The 17,104-nt window shown below is 65.4% G+C and carries 13 protein-coding genes and 1 tRNA gene; 9 read left to right on the forward strand and 5 right to left on the reverse strand.

The window, feature by feature from the left end:
* The first annotated feature begins 16 nt into the window (after window positions 1-16).
* Window positions 17-92: transfer RNA gene (locus tag IQ35_RS15275), tRNA-Glu, on the forward strand.
* Between the two features lie 326 nt (window positions 93-418).
* Here IQ35_RS15275 and IQ35_RS15280 read toward each other — a convergent pair.
* Window positions 419-1,483, reverse strand: a complete 1,065-nt coding sequence (locus tag IQ35_RS15280) for a tyrosine-protein phosphatase (protein WP_242003363.1) — start codon at window positions 1,481-1,483, stop codon at window positions 419-421.
* A gap of 71 nt (window positions 1,484-1,554) precedes the next feature.
* The gene (locus IQ35_RS15285) at window positions 1,555-3,927 is read right to left on the reverse strand and encodes a TonB-dependent receptor (RefSeq protein ID WP_145074575.1); all 2,373 of its coding nucleotides are present in this window, start codon (window positions 3,925-3,927) and stop codon (window positions 1,555-1,557) included.
* Window positions 3,928-4,524: 597 nt separating this feature from the next.
* Between IQ35_RS15285 and IQ35_RS15290 the strand changes: the two genes are divergently transcribed.
* The 3 genes from IQ35_RS15290 to IQ35_RS15300 all read left to right on the forward strand — a co-directional run bounded on the left by IQ35_RS15290 (window position 4,525) and on the right by IQ35_RS15300 (window position 8,904).
* Window positions 4,525-6,642 carry a TonB-dependent receptor domain-containing protein gene (locus IQ35_RS15290; RefSeq protein ID WP_145074578.1) on the forward strand — a complete coding sequence of 706 codons (2,118 nt, stop codon included), beginning with the start codon at window positions 4,525-4,527 and terminating at the stop codon, window positions 6,640-6,642.
* A gap of 117 nt (window positions 6,643-6,759) precedes the next feature.
* Window positions 6,760-7,875, forward strand: coding sequence for a DUF47 family protein (locus IQ35_RS15295; RefSeq protein ID WP_021247430.1), 1,116 nt, complete (start codon window positions 6,760-6,762; stop codon window positions 7,873-7,875).
* 27 nt (window positions 7,876-7,902) lie between these two features.
* Window positions 7,903-8,904, forward strand: a complete 1,002-nt coding sequence (locus IQ35_RS15300; protein WP_021247431.1) for an inorganic phosphate transporter — start codon at window positions 7,903-7,905, stop codon at window positions 8,902-8,904.
* 60 nt (window positions 8,905-8,964) lie between these two features.
* On the opposite strand, the gene IQ35_RS21270 is transcribed toward IQ35_RS15300, so the two are convergent.
* A complete protein-coding gene (locus tag IQ35_RS21270; RefSeq protein ID WP_021247432.1) occupies window positions 8,965-9,135 on the reverse strand; it encodes a hypothetical protein in 171 nt (56 codons plus the stop codon).
* Between the two features lie 129 nt (window positions 9,136-9,264).
* Between IQ35_RS21270 and IQ35_RS15305 the strand changes: the two genes are divergently transcribed.
* The 4 genes from IQ35_RS15305 (at window position 9,265) to IQ35_RS15320 (ending at window position 11,908) form a co-directional block, all read left to right on the forward strand.
* Window positions 9,265-10,671: a helix-turn-helix domain-containing protein gene (locus IQ35_RS15305; protein ID WP_145074581.1), complete on the forward strand. Its 1,407-nt coding sequence runs from the start codon at window positions 9,265-9,267 to the stop codon at window positions 10,669-10,671.
* 104 nt (window positions 10,672-10,775) lie between these two features.
* Complete coding sequence (locus tag IQ35_RS15310) at window positions 10,776-11,399, forward strand: UdgX family uracil-DNA binding protein (RefSeq protein WP_145074584.1); 624 nt, start codon at window positions 10,776-10,778, stop codon at window positions 11,397-11,399.
* 76 nt (window positions 11,400-11,475) lie between these two features.
* A complete protein-coding gene (locus tag IQ35_RS15315) occupies window positions 11,476-11,691 on the forward strand; it encodes a hypothetical protein (RefSeq protein WP_021247435.1) in 216 nt (71 codons plus the stop codon).
* Window positions 11,681-11,908 carry a hypothetical protein gene (locus IQ35_RS15320; protein ID WP_021247436.1) on the forward strand — a complete coding sequence of 76 codons (228 nt, stop codon included), beginning with the start codon at window positions 11,681-11,683 and terminating at the stop codon, window positions 11,906-11,908. The genes IQ35_RS15315 and IQ35_RS15320 overlap by 11 nt, the downstream gene beginning before the upstream one ends.
* Window positions 11,909-12,193: 285 nt before the next feature.
* Here the strand turns inward: IQ35_RS15320 and IQ35_RS15325 are convergent, their stop codons facing one another.
* Window positions 12,194-13,564, reverse strand: a complete 1,371-nt coding sequence (locus IQ35_RS15325; RefSeq protein WP_021247437.1) for a class II 3-deoxy-7-phosphoheptulonate synthase — start codon at window positions 13,562-13,564, stop codon at window positions 12,194-12,196.
* 336 nt (window positions 13,565-13,900) lie between these two features.
* Between IQ35_RS15325 and IQ35_RS15330 the strand changes: the two genes are divergently transcribed.
* Window positions 13,901-15,109, forward strand: coding sequence for an FAD-dependent monooxygenase (locus IQ35_RS15330; protein WP_021247438.1), 1,209 nt, complete (start codon window positions 13,901-13,903; stop codon window positions 15,107-15,109).
* Between the two features lie 22 nt (window positions 15,110-15,131).
* Here IQ35_RS15330 and acs read toward each other — a convergent pair whose 3' ends face one another.
* The gene (acs, locus tag IQ35_RS15335) at window positions 15,132-17,078 is read right to left on the reverse strand and encodes an acetate--CoA ligase (protein WP_021247439.1); all 1,947 of its coding nucleotides are present in this window, start codon (window positions 17,076-17,078) and stop codon (window positions 15,132-15,134) included.
* Between the last annotated feature and the right edge of the window lie 26 nt (window positions 17,079-17,104).

A 17,104-nucleotide genomic window follows, 5' to 3' on the forward strand; every position in this document is an offset into this window, starting at 1 on the left:
ACGCGGCGCTGCATGTGGCCCCTTCGTCTAGCGGTCTAGGACGCGGCCCTTTCACGGCTGAAACACGGGTTCGATTCCCGTAGGGGTCACCAGTCATGCGATTTATCGCATTGATTTTGCGCGGTGAATCGCGCATTATTGCTTCATCAACGAACGTTCCCATATCCTGCGTCGGCATCGCTCGCGGCCAATCAATGCCGGGTTCTTCGATGCTTACGCCTGTTCGTTTTTGGATGGTCTAACCAGAATCGCCGGATTCAAACTGACGGCTTCTCTCGCGGCTCCCAGCCCCAACGTCAAAGTACCTATTGCAAGGGGAGCAAAAGGGCATCTCACGAACAAAGGCGGGCGCCCTGTCCGGCCGCCCGCCGTTCGTCACTATGCTAGCGAAGGGGCCGACCGCCAAGGCGGGCCCGGATCATTCCAGATAGGTGCGGCGCAGGGCCGCGATATCGACTTTGCTGACGCCGGCTTCCTTTTCCAGATAGGCGTCGACCGACCCGTATTTCGCGTCGATCTCCTCAAAGGCGCCGGTCAGGAAGGGGCGTCCGTCCGCCTCTTGCAGCGGCTGGGGCATGGCGGCCTTGGGATCGTCCTGGAAGCGGGCGAACATCATCGCGACCGGGTTATTCGCGTACACTGTCGTATCGATGCGCGGCATTTCATATTTGGGCTGCCGGTAGCGGGTCGACAGGGCATAGTCGCGCAGGATGGTTTCGCGCGGCACGCCCAGCGACGACAGGATCATGGCGGTGACGAAGCCCGTCCGATCCTGCCCCGCCGAGCAATTATATTCCAGCGGTCCTTCCTGCCGCTTGAGCATCCCGAAGATGATCCGCAGTTGCGGCGCCAGCATCGCGGGAAAGTTGCGATAGAGGTTCGCGCCGTTCTGCGGCGTCTTGCCCATGCCCGCGGCCAGCGCCGACATGGAATAGCCCACCGCCGAATAGGGCACGCCGTCGATCTTCGTCGGCGCGAGCACCCGTTCCTCGTCCGAACGCAGGTCGACCAGATTGCGGAGGCCCAGCGATTGCACCTGGGCAAGGTCGGCGGCGGTCAGCATCGCCGATCCGCCCGCGCGATAGATCATGCCCCAGCGGATGGTCTTGCCGTCCGCCGCCCCATAGCCGCCAAGGTCGCGGAAATTCGACCCCTGCTCCAGGTGCAGCACCCTTTCCGCCACGCGCACGACGCTCCGGTCCCTGGAATCGCGCAGCAGCACATAGGGACGGGCAATGCCATCGGTCATGAATTCGGCGCGGCCATCGTCATCTTTCGCGGAGATGAGCTTCGCCGAGGCGATATCCCCATCCATCCGGTCGCTGAGATAGACATCGACCGGGTCCTTCGCCTGCCACGTCACCAGCAGCCGGTCGGCCGCCACGCGCTCCGCCGCCGCATTATCGGCCCGGGCGAAGGCGGACCCGGCGATGACGAGCGTCATGCCCGACAGCAGGAGGGCGGCGGTTTTCTTCATTGACATATTATGTTCCTCGTCTCGCGGATCGTTGCCCCGGAAAAGCGCCAGTCCAGCACGTTCCGAGTCTGTCGTCATCAGAATTTGATATTGGCTTCGACGCCCCAGCTGCGCGGCTCGTTGAAGAAGACCGACGTGCCCGTCAGCGGGCTGTACGACCGGTAGAAGGCATATTGTTCGTTGAGCAGGTTGCGCGCCCACAGCGATACGCTGAGCGTGGCGCCCCAGTCGCTCATCGGAATGTCCGTCACCGCGACGCGGCTGTTGACGGTCAAGGCGCGGTCGCCCTTGGGCTGGGCGATCAGGACCGCGCCGGTGGCGGGGTCGACCAGCGGATCGTTGTAGTTGGCATAGAAGCCGGAGTCGTAATTGACATCGGCGTGCACCCGCAGGTTTACGTCGCCCTGCGGGATTTGCAGATCCACCGATCCGCTGGCCGCGTGCTTGGGCGTATAGACCTGATAGATCGGGATCGGCGTGGTGTTGATGCTGCCGTCGCTCTGCCGGAAGGGGTTGGACGTGTTGGGGATCTTCACGCTGGTATAGGCGTAGCTCGCCGACAGGGTGAGTTCGGGGATAGGCTTCACGGTGAAGTCGACTTCCGCACCCTTCAGCTTGCCCTTGCCCGGCGCGTTGTGGGTTTCCAGCGTTGTGCGCGTGTTCTGGATCAACTCGCCGTCCGGGCCGCGCTGGAGAAGATTGGCGGCGAAGTCGAGCTGGATGTCGTTGTAGCGGCCGGTATAGGCCGCGACGTTCAGGCGCGCGCGGTTCTCCCAGAATTCCGTCTTCGCGCCTATTTCGAACATCGACACGGTTTCAGGCTTGAACGGTGCATAGGTCAGCGAGCGCGAATTGGCGCCGCCCGACTTGTAGCCGGTGCTCCATTTGCCATAGACATGGACGTCGCGGGACAGGTCCATCGACAGGTTGACCATCGGATCGACGCGCGACCAGGACGCGTCGAGATAGACCGGCCCGGTCACGCCGTTCACGACGGGCAGCGCGCCATTGATGGTGAACAGCGATCCTTCCTTCTTGTCCCGCGTCCAACGCGCGCCGCCGGTCAGATGGAACATGTCGTCGGCGATAGGCGGCGTCCAGGTCGCCTGGCCGAAGACGCCGATGCTGGTGGTCTTCACCTTGCTGGCGCGGTCGATGCGGATGGCCGAAAAATCGGGATTGGACAGCACTTCATAGGCGCTGCCCGACGCATTGGTGAAGCGCATGGTATTGAACGCCTGGGCGTTGTCCTCCACCTTTTCGCGATACCACATCGCACCCGCCAAGAATTTGAGCTGTGGCAGATCGCCGATCAGCTGCAGTTCCTCGCTTAGCTGGTTCTGGCGGAACTGGGCCAGGCTGTAACGGCTGAAGGGGGCATCAGTGAAATCGCCGCTGCTGCTGACTGTCGAGCTGTTGGCCGAGCCATTGTCATATTGCGACTGGCGCAGCTTGCGATAGGCGGAGATCGACTTCAACTCGATGCTCTGGGCGAGTTGCCAGTTGAGCAGCAGGCGATGGCCGTGCGTGCGGCCGATGCTGGGCTGCTGCGGCACGCCGACCGACGCGCGACTGGCGCGCGAAGGTTCCAGCGGAGCCGCCTCCGCGCGGGGCAGCGAACCGCCGTCGGTGATTTGCAGATAAAGCGGCGAGGACGCGTCATAGGCGATGTCGAACGCATAATCGGCGCTGAAATCCGCGCTCGGCTGCCACAACGCTTCGGCGCGAAGGCCGCGCTTTTCGTAGGCGTTGAAGTCCCACTGGCCCGGCAGCGGATTTTTCACGACGCCATCGCGCTGGCTGATGACGCCGTCGAACTTCAGGCTGATATTATTGAATTCGGGAAGGTCGATATGGGTTTCGGCCTTGTAGCTGCCGTAATTGCCGATGCCGGCGGTCGTGTTGACGTGGAATTCGCCGCTCGGCTTCTTGGTCACGATGTTGATTGCGCCGCCTTCGGTGTTGCGGCCGAACAGCGTGCCCTGCGGCCCTTTCAGCACCTCGATATTCTCGATGTCGTAGAGCGCGGTGCCCAGGCCTTGCGCGCGGCCCAGATAGACGCCGTCGACATAGACGCCCACGCCCTGATCGCGCGCCGGCTGGTTGGAGTCCGACAACACGCCGATGCCGCGGATGTTGATGATGAGCGCGGAGCTGCGCGAGAAGAAGGGCGCAACGCGGAGCGAAGGGATAGCCCCGGCGCTCAGATCGATCAGCGACTGGATGTGACGATCGGTCAGCGCTTCGTTACTGAGCACCGAAATGGCGATCGGCGTGTCTTGCAGGTTGGTCTCGCGCTTCTGTGCGGTGACGACGATGGCGTCCAGGCCCTCCCCTTCGGCTGCGGCGGGCGCTGCGTCCTGGGCCAGCGCGGCGGCGGGCATAGCCGTGGAAAGGAGCAGGCCCAACAGGGCGGCTGAGCGGAAATATCTAACGGATGAAATGTTCATTCTGGGCTCCCCGGTGATGTGACGGGGCGCGACTAGAAGGGCTGTATGTCGGTCCTGTGACAGAGCAGGCCGTTATATTTTTTCGCGCTTTCGCCGCATTCGGCACATTCGCCGCCAGTGGAGGAGGACATGCACGGCAGGGCAGGCGCATCGTAAAAACCATGGGAAAGCCGGAGAACCGGCCTGTCGGCACGGTTCTTGAGCTAGGGGTGGCGGTCGGCGGGGCGGGCGCTTGCGCGCGCCGGGTCAGTGCTCTGGCGAATGTGCGCCTATCGTTCCCATGTGACCATTTCGGGTCATTGGAACAATATTTGGCGGCGGCGCATGTGGCCGTGCAATCGTCCGCCCACCGCCGGTGCAAAGGGTGGCTTGGCGCTCTTTTCCGGTGCACGGGCGCCGATTCGCGCCTTTCGCCCGACGCGAGCCGTCCTCCCCGGATCGCTCATTTTCCCGACCACCTGCCGCCATCAGGCTCACGAACCACCTGGAGGACACAAGCGGGTCGTCTCAAAAAAACATGATGCCTGTATTGATATATTATATCATAATGGTAAGAGGCGGCTCCCTTTCTCCTTTTTTTCAAGGACGACAAGACGCATGTTTCCTTTCACGCCGTTGCGTGCCGGCTGCGCGTTGTCCGCGCTTTGCCTTGCTCTTCCAGCTTTCGCCCAATCCGCACCCGGCCAAAAGGACGGGGAGGGGGGGTATCACGATCCGCGCGCCGATATCGTCGTAACGGCCCTTATCCCCCGGAGGCAGGGCGATATATTGTCAGGCACATCCGTTGTGACAGGGCAGGCGTTGACGCGGGCGCTGCGGCCCACCATCGGCGAGACGCTGGCGCGCCAACCCGGCGTTTCCGCGACGTCCTTCGGTCCCAACGCGTCGCGCCCGATCTTGCGCGGGATGCAGGGAGAGCGGGTCCGCATCCTGACCGATGGTATCGGCAGCTTCGACGTATCGAATACGTCCGTGGACCATGCCGTCGCCATCAATCCGCTGACCGCCGACCGGATCGAGGTGCTGCGCGGTCCCGCCGCCCTGCTCTACGGTTCGTCGGCCATTGGCGGCGTGGTCAATGTGGTCGACAGCCGCATTCCCCGCCGCGTGCCGGATGAACCCGTCCATGTCGACGGGATTGCCACCTATGGGAGCGCGGCGAATGAACGCACGGCATCGGGCGAGGTCGAAGCGCCGATCGGGGAAAAACTGGTCGTCCATTTCGACGGCAGCTATTCGAGGTCCGGCAATCTCGACACCGGCAGCTATATTCTGACGCCCGCCCTGCGTGCCCAGGCGGCCGCCAGCGGCGATCCGGAAATCGCGCAACTGGCCCGCCTGCGCGGGAAATTGCCCAACAGCGCGGCGAAGACATGGGAGGTTTCCGGCGGTGCGGCCATCATCACCGATGGCGGCAATCTGGGCTTTTCGGTTACTCATAGCGATAATTTCTATGGCGTGCCCGTGCGTTATGCGTTGGGGCCGGGGGAGGAAGCCGAACAGGTCCGCCTGCACATGAAGCAGGATCGCGCCGACCTGCGCGCCGAAGTGCCGGTGAACGGTGGTTTTCTTGAAACCATCCGCCTGCGCGCGGGCTTCGCCGATTATCAGCATCAGGAGATCGAGGATACGGGCGAGGTCGGCACGACCTTCTACAACCAGTCCATCGAATCCCGGCTGGAACTGGTGCAGGCCAAGCGCGGCGGCTGGGACGGCGCCATCGGCGCGCAATTCTTCGCCCGCGACTTCCATGTCGAAGGCGAAGAGAAATTCCTGCCCCGGAACCGGACCGAGCAATTCGGCCTCTTTACGCTGCAATCGCTCGATTTCGGTTCGACCCGCGTGGAACTGGGCGGCCGCTACGAACATACGCGGGTCAGCGCGGTCGCCGATGAGACGCTGTTCAATCCTGCCTATGGGCGGACCTTCGACGCCTTTTCCGGATCGGCGGGCATCAGCCGGGAGATCGCGGCCGGATGGCGCGTCGGCCTGAACCTGTCCCGCACCGAGCGCGCGCCGTCCGCCGAAGAACTGTTCGCCCGCGGCAATCATGCCGGGACGCAGGCTTTCGAACTGGGCAATCCGGATTTCAGCAAGGAAAAGAGCTGGGGCGTCGAAGGCACGCTGCGCGGACAGGGGCCGGGCTATACGTTATCGCTGTCGGCCTATCACAACTGGTTCGACGGCTATATCTATGATGTGCTGGTCGATGACGCGCCCTGCATGGCGGTCAATGGCGGGGAAGATCTGGAATTCCCATGCTACCGATATTCGCAGGCCAACGCCCGCTATTGGGGTTTCGAGGCGGAAGCCTCGGTCAAGCTGGGCGAGATCGGCGGCTACGCCGTCAATCTGGACGGCGTGGCCGATTACGTCCGTGCAACCGTCAAGGAGGCCGGCCCCGCGCCGCGCATCCCTCCGCTGCGCCTGCTGGGCGGGCTGGAGTTGCAGGGCGATCGCCTGAGCCTGCGCGGCGAGGTGGAGCATAGCTTCGAACAGGATCGCATTGCCGAGACGGAAACGCCGACCGACGGCTTCACTCTGGTCAACGCATCGCTGTCGTGGAAGCCGCTCAAGGATAATGACCGTACGACGATCACCCTGTCGGCCAACAACATCTTCGATGTGGAAGCGCGGCGTCATGCAAGCTTCCTCAAGGATTATGCGCCGCTTGCCGGGCGCGACATCCGCATCACGGCGTGCCTGTCGATCTGATCGTGCGCGGTCCCTTCGCCCCGGTGTGAAGGGGCCGATTGCGCTATGTGACGATTTCGTTACAAGGCGCCCCATGTCGAGCAGGGGCACAGGGACTGGAAAAGGACGTATCTGGTAATGCGCCAGATCGCCGCGCTCCCCTATGCCACAGATCCGGACGGGTCGATGCGGATACTGCTCATCACGTCGCGTGACACGGGACGGTGGGTGATTCCCAAGGGCAATCGGATCAAGGGCATGGCCGGCCACCGCGCGGCCGAGGTCGAAGCCTATGAGGAAGCGGGCATTCACGGCATCGCCTGCCCCGCGCCGCTGGGCCGCTATCGCTATGACAAGCGGCGGCGCAAGGGCGGCGCGCGGGAAGCCGTCGTCGAAGTCTTCCCGTTGGCCGTTACCGATCATCTGGCCCAATGGCCCGAAAAGGGGCAGCGCGAACTGCGCTGGTTCCCGGTGGCGGAAGCGGCCAGGGCCGTCGACGAACCCGACCTCCAATCCATCATAGCCGCCTTCCGCGAACCGCCCGGCGATCCGGGCTGGTTTTTCCGGATGCTGCTGTGGATTCAAGAAAAGCGAACCGAAAGGATAGCAATGCTGCGCTGGTTCCACGCGCTGATGCCCAAGCAGGGCCGTTTCTTCGAACAGTTCGAAGATCACGCCGCCACGCTCGTCGCCGGGGCCGATGCCCTTGCCAGGCTGATGAAGGGCGGTCCGGACATGGACGCCCAGATCAGGGAGATTGCCGAGCGCGAGCATGAGGCGGACGACATCATCCGCGATGTGCTGCTGGACGTTCGCCGCATCTTCGTCACCCCCTTCGACCGGAGCGCCATTACCGGCCTGATCGGCGTGATGGACGACGCCATCGACCAGATGAACCAGACGGCCAAGGCTGTCGCGCTGTTCGAGGTAAAGGAATTCACGTCCCAGATGCAGGATATGAGCGCGCTCATCGTCGAATGCGCGCGTATTACGGCGGAAGCGATGCCGCTGCTGCGGTCGCTCAACCTCAATTCGGCGCGACTGCACGACCTGACCGAGCGGCTGGTGACGCTGGAAGGCCATGCCGACACGCTGCACGAAGCGGGCCTCAAGGCGCTGTACAACCAGGCGCGGCAGGGCAATCCGATGGACTTCATCGTGGGCAATGAAATCTACGCCCATCTGGAAAAGGTGACGGACCGTTTCGAGGACGTCGCCAACGAGATTTCCGGCCTGGTCATCGACCACGCCTGACCGGACCCGGACGAAAGCCCCCCTATCATGGAAGCGCATATCGCCTTTCCGCTGCTGGTCGCATTGGTCGGCATCGCGCTCGCCTTCGATTTCCTGAACGGGCTGCACGACGCGGCCAACTCCATTGCGACCATCGTGTCGACGCGGGTGTTGAAGCCCCAATATGCGGTGGCCTGGGCCGCCTTTTTCAACTTCATCGCCTTCCTCTTCTTCGGCCTGCATGTCGCCGAGACGGTGGGCAAGGGCATCGTCGAAGCAAGCATCATCGACCCGCAGGTGATCTTCGGCGCGCTGATGGGCGCGATCTCGTGGAACCTCATCACCTGGACGCTGGGCATTCCATCCTCCTCCAGCCATGCGCTGATCGGCGGGCTGTTGGGTGCGGGGACGGCCAAGGCGGGGCTTTCCGCCGTGGTGTGGAGCGGCGTGTTCAAGACCAGCGCGGCCATCGTCATGTCGCCCGCCATCGGGCTGCTGCTGGCGCTGCTGCTGGTGCTCATCATCAGTTGGGTGTTCCGGCGGTTCACGCCCCAGGGCGCCGACCGGGTATTCCGCAGGTTGCAGCTTGTTTCCGCCTCGCTCTATTCGCTGGGGCATGGCGGGAACGACGCGCAGAAGACGATGGGGATCATCGCGGTGCTGCTCTATTCGCAGGGGATGCTGGAGGGCGGCTTCCATGTCCCCTTCTGGGTCGTGATCTCCTGTCAGGCGGCGATGGGCGTCGGCACGCTGCTGGGCGGGTGGAAGATCGTGCACACCATGGGATCGAAGATCACGCGGCTCAGCCCGGCGCAGGGCTTCTGCGCGGAGACGGGCGGGGCGATCACTTTGTTCATGGCGACGCATCTGGGCGTGCCGGTGTCGACCACCCATACCATCACGGGCGCCATCGTGGGCGTGGGCGCTTCGCGGCGGCTGTCGGCGGTGCGGTGGAACGTGGCGTCGAGCATCGTCGTCGCCTGGGTCATCACCCTGCCGGCCGCCGCGCTGATCGGCGGGGCGTTCTATGAGCTGACCCGGCTGTTCTGACAGGGATGAGGGCGCGGTCGGTTGCCCGCCGCGCCCTTCCCTCCCCCAAAGGTCGAACCGTCAGGCCACGCGGCCGAGGCGGTGGTAGAGATTGGCGTATTTGACCGATTCCGGCTTGTCCTGAACTTCGCGCAGATAATGGGCGATGGCGGTGCGGATCAGGCTGAAATCCTCTTGCGAGAAGACCGCGCGCGAGCGGGCGGGCTGGGGCGCTGTCGGCGTATCGGTCATGGTCTTTCCCTTCCTTGTGAAGCTGATGCCCTTTGAAAAGCACGAATGAGATAGGGAGGGAATGACGATTACGGACGCCGTGTCATGGGAAGTCTTGTTCATAATGTCATTATATGACAATGTGACGGTATGGCGGACAATCGCAAGCTCTATCTCGGCCCCAAGCTGCGCGTATTGCGGCGGGAACTGGGGCTGAACCAGACGCGGATGGCGGAGGAGCTGGGGGTGTCGCCCAGCTATCTCAACCATCTGGAGCGCAACCAGCGGCCGTTGACGGCGCAGATGCTGCTGCGGCTGGCCAATACCTACGACATCGACATCCGCGATTTCGTCGCGAGCACGCAGGAAGGCGCGGCCCATGCGCTGGGCGAGATATTGTCCGACGCGCTGGTGCGCGACATCGGCATCGCCAAGGACGAGGTACTGGAGGTCGCGGAGAATTATCCGGGCGTCAGCGAAGCCATCGCCCGCTTCTATCGGGCGCTTTCCGACCTGCGCCGCCTGCCCGAACGGACGGAGGCGGGGGGAAGCCCCGCGCCGCTGCTGGCGCCGATCGACTGGCTGCGCGAGACGATCGCGCGGGCGGGCAATCATTTCGCGGAACTGGACGCCGCCGCCGAGGCGCTGGCCGTGGAGATGAACGACGATCCGGCGGTGATGCAGGCGGACCTGCGCGCCCGGCTCAAGACGCTGCACGGCATGGGCGTGCAGACGGTGCGGGCCGATGTGCTTGCCGGAACGCTGCGCCATTACGACATGCACCGCCGCCGCCTGCTGCTGAGCGAGCGGCTGCCCGCTTCGGGACGGCTGTTCGCGCTCGCCTATCATCTGTGTTCGCAGGAGATGGCGGAGAGCATCGCCGCGCAGGTCAACCGCGCCGCCCCGCCGGACGAGGACAGCCGCCGCCTCGCCGCCATCGCGCTCACCAACTATGCCGCCGCCGCGCTGATCATGCCCTATGACCGTTTCCGGCAGGCAGCGGAGCAGAGCCGATACGACCTGCCGCTGCTTCGCGCGCGCTTCGGCGTGTCGGGCGAGCAACTGGCCCATCGGCTGACCAGCCTCAACCGGACGGGCGCGCGGGGCGTGCCCTTCTTCATGGCGAAGCTCAACCGGGCGGGGATCGTGTCCAAACGCTTCGACGGGGAGGCATGGCCCTTCGCGCGGCTGGGCGGCACCTGTCCGCGCTGGGACGCGCATGACGCCGGCAGGACCGACCGGGTCGAGCGGCAGATGATCGAGACGCTGGAGGGGCGGCGCTTCGTCACATTCTTCCTGGCGCTGCCGTCGGATGGCGCCCCCGAGGCGCGGAGCCGCCCGGTCATCGCATTGGGATGCGAGGCGAAACATGCCGGACGGCTGGTCCATGCGGACGGCATCGACGTGGAGAAGGACGCGCCCACGGAGGTCGGTCCGACCTGCCATCTGTGCGAGCGGCGGGGTTGCCCGGATCGCGCCCTGCCGCCGGTGACGCGGGCGCTGGACCTGCATGGCTATGAACGGACAGTCAGCCCGTTTCCGTTCCGGCGGGTGTAGGAGACCGGGCGATCGAAGCGGTTGCGCGCCCGCGCCTTTCTCGATCCCGTGCATCCATTGCCGGGACGGCGCGTTGATGAAAGGCGGGATGCGCTGGAGGCGATATGGTCAGGCAAGGCGGCAAGGATATCGAGGAAGAGCCGCCCGCCACGCTGGAGGAGATCGCGCACGCCATAGGCGCGTGCCGCCGCTGCCCCATCGGCTGCAACGGGACGCGCGCCGTTCCCGGCGAGGGACCGGCGAGGACGCGGCTGATGATCGTGGGCGAACAGCCCGGCGACAAGGAGGAACAGGCGGGACGGCCCTTCGTGGGACCGGCCGGACGGCTTCTCGACGCACATCTCGCGCGGGCCGGGCTTGACAGGGCGCGCCTCTATCTCACCAACGCCGTCAAGCATTTCAAGTTCGTGCCGCGCGGGAAACGGCGTTTGCACCAAAGCCCGACGGCGGGCGAAATCGACATCTGCCGCTGGTGGCTGGATTCCGAGCGCCGCCTGCTCCGGCCTCAGGTCATCCTGGCGCTGGGGGCGAGCGCGGGGCGTGCCTTCCTCGCGCGGACGCCAGCCGTCGGCAAGGAGCGCGGCGCGCCCATGGAGCTGGCGGACGGGACGCCGCTATGGCTGACGGTTCATCCCAGCTATCTGCTGCGCCTCAAGGACGAGGCGCGCGCGAGAGAGGAAGAACGCTTCCAGAGCGATCTCCGGGGGCTGGCCTCATCCCTGGGCTGAGGAGAAATAAGCGGCGAAAGCGGTTCCCCTTGCCGGTGCGATGCTATAGCGGCGCAGGCGGCGAAGGAAGGTGGCGATGGACGACAGCAAGGATCCGAAGGTGAAGACGATCCTCGACCGTCTGCGCGTGCCGGAGGACAATCCCGTGCGCCGGGCGCGGCGGGTGGTGGAGGCGCAGGTGCCCGCCAGCCGCCGCGGCCCCGGCTGGGACCGGCACTGGCGCGAACTGGAAGCCTATCTGGACGAACCGGGCTGCTGGTCGGGCAAGGCGGACGAGCCGGATGACGGCTGACCAGATGATCGACCTGATGGTCGCGCGGCTGGTGCGCGAGCGCGGCGGGGCCAGGCACCGCTGGCGGCAGCGGATCGGGGCGATGCGGCTCTATCCACGCGAAACCCATCCGCATTGCAACTGGTCGGTCAGCCCGACCGGCAGCGTCGGCGAAATCGAAGCGGTGGAAGCGCTGACGGACGAGCTGCGGTTGAAGCATCCGGTTCTGGCGGGGTGAGCGAGGGCGCAGGTGCCGGCTGGCATTCATGCCGTTGCGCCTTTTTTCACGCGGAGGCGCGGAGGCGCGGAGCGTCCGGAACGGCGGCGATGCGCTTGGCGTCCTATCAGCGCATGGAGGACGGCCGGGCGGCGTTGAAAGAGGGGAGAGGGCGGCTTTGTTTTCTTCCAAATTCGTCACCCCAGCTTTCGCTGGGATGACGGAAGATAGAAAGCCTGCGCTACGTCCGCCAACCACCAAACCCGCTATTCAGCGCAGGTTTGCAAGCTGCTCCATCCCCTTGCCTCAGGCGGCGGCGCGGCGTTCCTTGAGTTCCTCGTTCAGCATTTCGGCAAGGAGGAAGGCCAGTTCCAGGCTTTGCGCGGCGTTGAGGCGCGGGTCGCAATGGGTGTGGTAGCGGTCGGCCAGCCCTTCGTCGGTGATCGCCACCGCGCCGCCGGTGCATTCGGTGACGTTCTGGCCGGTCATCTCGCAATGGATGCCGCCGCCGAAGCTGCCTTCGGCCCGGTGCACCGCGAAGAAGCCGCGCACTTCGGCCAGGATGCGGTCGAAGGGACGCGTCTTGTAGCCGTTCGCCGCCTTGATGACATTGCCGTGCATCGGGTCGCAGGACCAGACCACCGGATGCCCTTCGCGCATCACCGCGCGGACCAGGCGGGGCAGGCCCGCCTCGATCTTTTCATGGCCGTAGCGGGTGATGAGCGTGATGCGGCCCGCCTCCCGCGCGGGATTGAGCAGGTCGAGCAGGCGGAGAAGCGCGTCCGGTTCCAGGCTGGGGCCGCACTTCATGCCGATGGGATTGCCGATGCCGCGCAGATATTCGACATGGGCCGACCCTTCGAACCGGGTGCGGTCGCCGATCCACAGCATGTGCGCGGACGTGTCGTACCAGTCGCCGGTCAGCGAATCCTGCCGGGTCAGCGCCTGCTCGAAGGGGAGGAGCAGCGCTTCGTGGCTGGTGTAGAAGCTGGTTCCGCCAAGCTGCGGCACCGTCTCCGGCGACAGGCCGCAGGCGCGCATGAAGTCGAGCGCTTCGCCGATCCGGTCCGCGACCGCATCGAATTTCGCGGCGAGCGGGCTGCGGCCCATGAAATCCAGCATCCAGCCATGGACACGGTCCAGGCTGGCATAGCCGCCGGTCGAGAAGGCGCGCAGCAGGTTGAGCGTCGCGGCCGACTGGTTATAGGCGCGGATCATGCGTTGCGGATCGGGTTCGCGGGCTTGCGCCGTGAAGGCGATGTCGTTCACATTGTCGCCGCGATAGCTGGGCAGCTCCACGCCGTCGATGGTTTCCGTCCCGGCCGAACGCGGCTTGGCGAACTGGCCCGCCATGCGGCCGACCTTCACGACGGGCAGCTTCGACGCGAAGGTCAGGACCACCGCCATCTGGAGCAGTACGCGGAAGGTGTCGCGGATGTTGTCCGGGTGGAACTCCGCGAAGCTTTCCGCGCAGTCGCCGCCTTGCAGCAGGAACGCCTCGCCCGCCGTGACCTTGGCAAGCTCCGCCTTCAGGCTGCGCGCCTCGCCGGCGAAGACGAGTGGGGGAAACTGGCCAAGCTGGGCCTCCACCGCGGCAAGCGCCGCCGTGTCCCGATATTCGGGCATCTGGATGCCCTCTTGGCTACGCCAGCTTTCCGGCGTCCACTTCGCCGCCACGACGAGTCTCCTTCGAACAGGTCAAAATAGGGGCCGCACCTACGCCGATGCGGCCTTCAAGGCAAGTTCATAGCGGTTTCGCGCGGGATTTCGATACTGGATTGGGGATGGGCAGCCTGCACACCCGCAGTGGATATCGGGTTTGGCCGGAAGTGGGCGTTGCGCAGGCCCTCTTTCCTCCGTCATCGCAGCGCGGGTTTGCAAGCTATCCAATCCCAAAAAGAAAAGAATGGCCCTTGGCTTCGCCGACCTGCGATCCGACAGGCGCAGGGCGAATGGAAGCGGGAGGATCGCGCCCGCTTCCCTTCCGCCGCCCGACCGCCTAGACAGGCCCTCATGCAACGCTTTGACGTCGTGATTCTGGGCGGGGGCCTCGTCGGCCTCACCCTTGGCATCGCTCTTTCGGGCCATGGCGTGCGCTGCGCCGTCATCGACCCCGCCGATCCGGTCGAAACCACCGCCGCCGGTTTCGACGGGCGCGTGTCGGCCATTTCCTCGACCAGCCATGCGATGCTGTCCGCCATCGGCGTCGCCGATCTGCTGGCGGACAAGGGGTGCCCCATCGATCGCATCTGGGTCAGCGACGGCTTGCAGCCCGGCGCCCTCGACTTCGCGCCGGATGCGGATGACGGCGTGATGGGCGTCATGTTCCCCAATCGCGACCTGCGCGTGGCGCTCGCCCAGGCGGCGGAGAAGGCGGAAAACCTCACCCGCTTCCAGCCCGACCGCGCCGTGGCCGTGGATCGCAACGCGGACGGCGTGACGCTGACGCTCGCCAGCGGCGCGCCATTGCGCGGCGCGCTGCTGGTCGCGGCGGAGGGCCGCAACAGCCCCACGCGCGAAGCGGCGGGCATCCGCACGACGCGCTGGAACTACCGGCATGTCGCGATGGTGACGGCCATCGATCATGCCGTGCCGCACGGCAACACGGCCTATGAGATATTCTATGTCGGCGGCCCCTTCGCGCTGCTGCCGATGCTGCCGGGGACGCGTTCGGCCATCGTGTGGACGGTGCCGACGCAGCAGGCGCCCGCGATGATGAAGCTCTCCGAACGCGCATGGCTCGCCGAAGCGCAAAAGCGCATGGGCGGATTCCTGGGCGAGATTTCGCTGGCGGGGCCGCGATCCTCCTATCCGCTGGGTTTCCATCATGCGGCGCGGATCACCGACACGCGCCTTGCGCTGGTGGGCGATTCGGCCCACGCCATCCATCCCATCGCAGGGCAGGGGCTGAACCTTGGTTTCCGCGATGTCGCGGCGCTGGTGGAAGTGCTGGTGGAAGGGATGCGCCTTGGCCTCGATCCGGGCGACGCGCAGCTTCTGGCACGCTATCAGCGCTGGCGGAGCCTCGATTCCCTGTCGGTCAGCGTGGCGATGGACGGCCTTGTCCGTCTGTTCGACATTCCCGGCCGCATTCCCTCGGCCATCCGCCGCGCCGGTCTCGCCGCAGTGCAGCGCACCGGGCTGCTCAAGAATCGCTTCATGGCCGAAGCGCGGGGCGAATCCGGTGCGCTGCCCCGCCTGCTGACAGGCGAGATGGTTTAGGGCCGCCTCGCCAGTCGTTCTCCTATCCTCCCACCCGATTCGCCACCAGATTGTCCACCACCGACGGATCGGCCAGCGTGCTGGTGTCGCCCAGCGCCTGCGCCGACGTTTCGCCTTCCGCGATCTTGCGCAGGATGCGGCGCATGATCTTGCCCGAGCGCGTCTTGGGCAGGGCAGGCGCGAACTGGATCGCGTCGGGCGTGGCGATCGGGCCGATCTCGGTCCGCACCCATGCGCTCAGCGCCTTGCGCAGATCCTCGCTCGGCGCCTCATGGGCATTCAACGTCACATAAGCGTAGATGCCCTGTCCCTTGATGTCGTGCGGAAAGCCGACCACCGCCGCCTCGGCCACCGCTTCATGCAGCACCAGCGCGCTTTCGACCTCCGCCGTGCCCATGCGGTGCCCGGACACGTTGATGACGTCGTCCACGCGTCCCGTGATCCAGTAATAGCCGTCCGCGTCCCGCCGCGCGCCGTCCCCGGTCGTATATTTGCCGGGGAAGGTCGTGAAATAGGTCTGGAAGAAGCGGTCATGATCGCCCCAGACGGTCCGCATCTGCCCCGGCCAGCTTTGCGCGATGACGAGGTTGCCCTCCGCCGCGCCATGCAGCACCTGCCCTTCGCCGTCCACGATCTGCGGCACGACGCCGGGCATGGGGAGGGTGGCGGAGCCGGGTTTCAGGTCCGTGGCGCCCGGCATGGGCGCGATCATCGCCGCGCCGGTTTCGGTCTGCCACCAGGTGTCGATGATCGGGCAGCGATCCTCGCCCACGACATGATGATACCAGCGCCACGCCTCCGGATTGATCGGCTCGCCCACCGTGCCCAGAAGGCGCAGCGAACGGCGGCTGGTACGGGTCACATATGCGTCGCCCTCCCGCATCAGCGCGCGCAGCGCGGTGGGGGCGGTGAAGACGGTGTGCACCCGATGCCGGTCGACCACTTCCCAGATGCGGCTGGGCGTCGGCCAGTTGGGTACGCCTTCATACATCAGCGTCGTCGCTCCGTTCGCCAGCGGCCCGTAGACGATATAGCTGTGCCCCGTGACCCAGCCGATATCCGCCGCGCACCACCAGATGTCGCCGGGCCGGTAATCGAAGCACAGCTCATGGGTGAGCGCGGCCCAGAGCAGATAGCCGCCGCTCGTGTGCAATACCCCCTTGGGCTTGCCCGTCGAGCCGGACGTGTAGAGGATGAACAGCGGATCTTCCGCATTCATGGTTTCGGGCGGGCAGTCGGCGGAAACCCGCGCCGCTTCCTCATGCAGCCACCGGTCGCGCCCGTCCTTCATCGCGACCGCGCCGCCGGTGGCCTTCACCACGACCACATGCCTGACGCTGGTGCATTCCTCAAGCGCCGCATCGACATTGGCCTTCAAGGGCACCGTCCTGCCCGCGCGCCGTCCTTCGTCGGCGGTGACGACCAGCGTCGAATCGCAATCGATGATCCGTCCGGCCAGCGCTTCGGGCGAAAAGCCGCCGAAGACGACGCTGTGGACCGCTCCGATCCGCGCGCAGGCGAGCAGGGCGAAGGCCGCCTCCGGGATCATCGGCAGGTAGATGGTGATCCGGTCGCCCTTCTTCGCGCCTGCGCCTTTCAGCACATTGGCGAAGCGGCATACCTCCTCATGCAACTGCCTATAGGTGTAGCGGCGCGGTTCTTCGTCGGGGGAATCGGGTTCCCAGATGATCGCGGTCTGGTCGCCGCGCGCCGCCAGATGGCGGTCGATGCAGTTCGCGCTGACGTTCAATTCCCCATCGGCGAACCAGCGGACGCCGAAATCCGCCTCGGCAAAGCTGCTTTCATCCGTGCGCGTGGGCGGGGTGATCCAGTCCAGCCGCTTCGCCCGTTCCAGCCAATAGGCATGGCTGTCCTCGACCGAGCGCTTATAGTCCGCCGCGCGCCCTTCCAGGTCGAACAGCGCGTCTTTCGCCCATGCCGCGGGAACCGGGAAGAAATCGTCAGACATGGGCATCCTTTCCTCATCGCGGGTAT

It is taken from the genome of Sphingobium wenxiniae (assembly GCF_007830065.1).
GTDB lineage: Bacteria > Pseudomonadota > Alphaproteobacteria > Sphingomonadales > Sphingomonadaceae > Sphingobium > Sphingobium wenxiniae.

Coding starts and splice junctions, on each gene's coding strand:
- IQ35_RS15305 (WP_145074581.1), top strand. CDS start 9,265: ATGGCGGACAATCGCAAGCTCTATCTCGGCCCCAAGCTGCGCGTATTG.
- IQ35_RS15295 (WP_021247430.1), top strand. CDS start 6,760: ATGCGCCAGATCGCCGCGCTCCCCTATGCCACAGATCCGGACGGGTCG.
- IQ35_RS15310 (WP_145074584.1), top strand. CDS start 10,776: ATGGTCAGGCAAGGCGGCAAGGATATCGAGGAAGAGCCGCCCGCCACG.
- IQ35_RS15280 (WP_242003363.1), bottom strand. CDS start 1,483: ATGTCAATGAAGAAAACCGCCGCCCTCCTGCTGTCGGGCATGACGCTC.
- IQ35_RS15320 (WP_021247436.1), top strand. CDS start 11,681: ATGACGGCTGACCAGATGATCGACCTGATGGTCGCGCGGCTGGTGCGC.
- IQ35_RS15315 (WP_021247435.1), top strand. CDS start 11,476: ATGGACGACAGCAAGGATCCGAAGGTGAAGACGATCCTCGACCGTCTG.
- IQ35_RS21270 (WP_021247432.1), bottom strand. CDS start 9,135: ATGACCGATACGCCGACAGCGCCCCAGCCCGCCCGCTCGCGCGCGGTC.
- IQ35_RS15300 (WP_021247431.1), top strand. CDS start 7,903: ATGGAAGCGCATATCGCCTTTCCGCTGCTGGTCGCATTGGTCGGCATC.
- IQ35_RS15285 (WP_145074575.1), bottom strand. CDS start 3,927: ATGAACATTTCATCCGTTAGATATTTCCGCTCAGCCGCCCTGTTGGGC.
- IQ35_RS15290 (WP_145074578.1), top strand. CDS start 4,525: ATGTTTCCTTTCACGCCGTTGCGTGCCGGCTGCGCGTTGTCCGCGCTT.
- IQ35_RS15330 (WP_021247438.1), top strand. CDS start 13,901: ATGCAACGCTTTGACGTCGTGATTCTGGGCGGGGGCCTCGTCGGCCTC.
- acs (WP_021247439.1), bottom strand. CDS start 17,078: ATGTCTGACGATTTCTTCCCGGTTCCCGCGGCATGGGCGAAAGACGCG.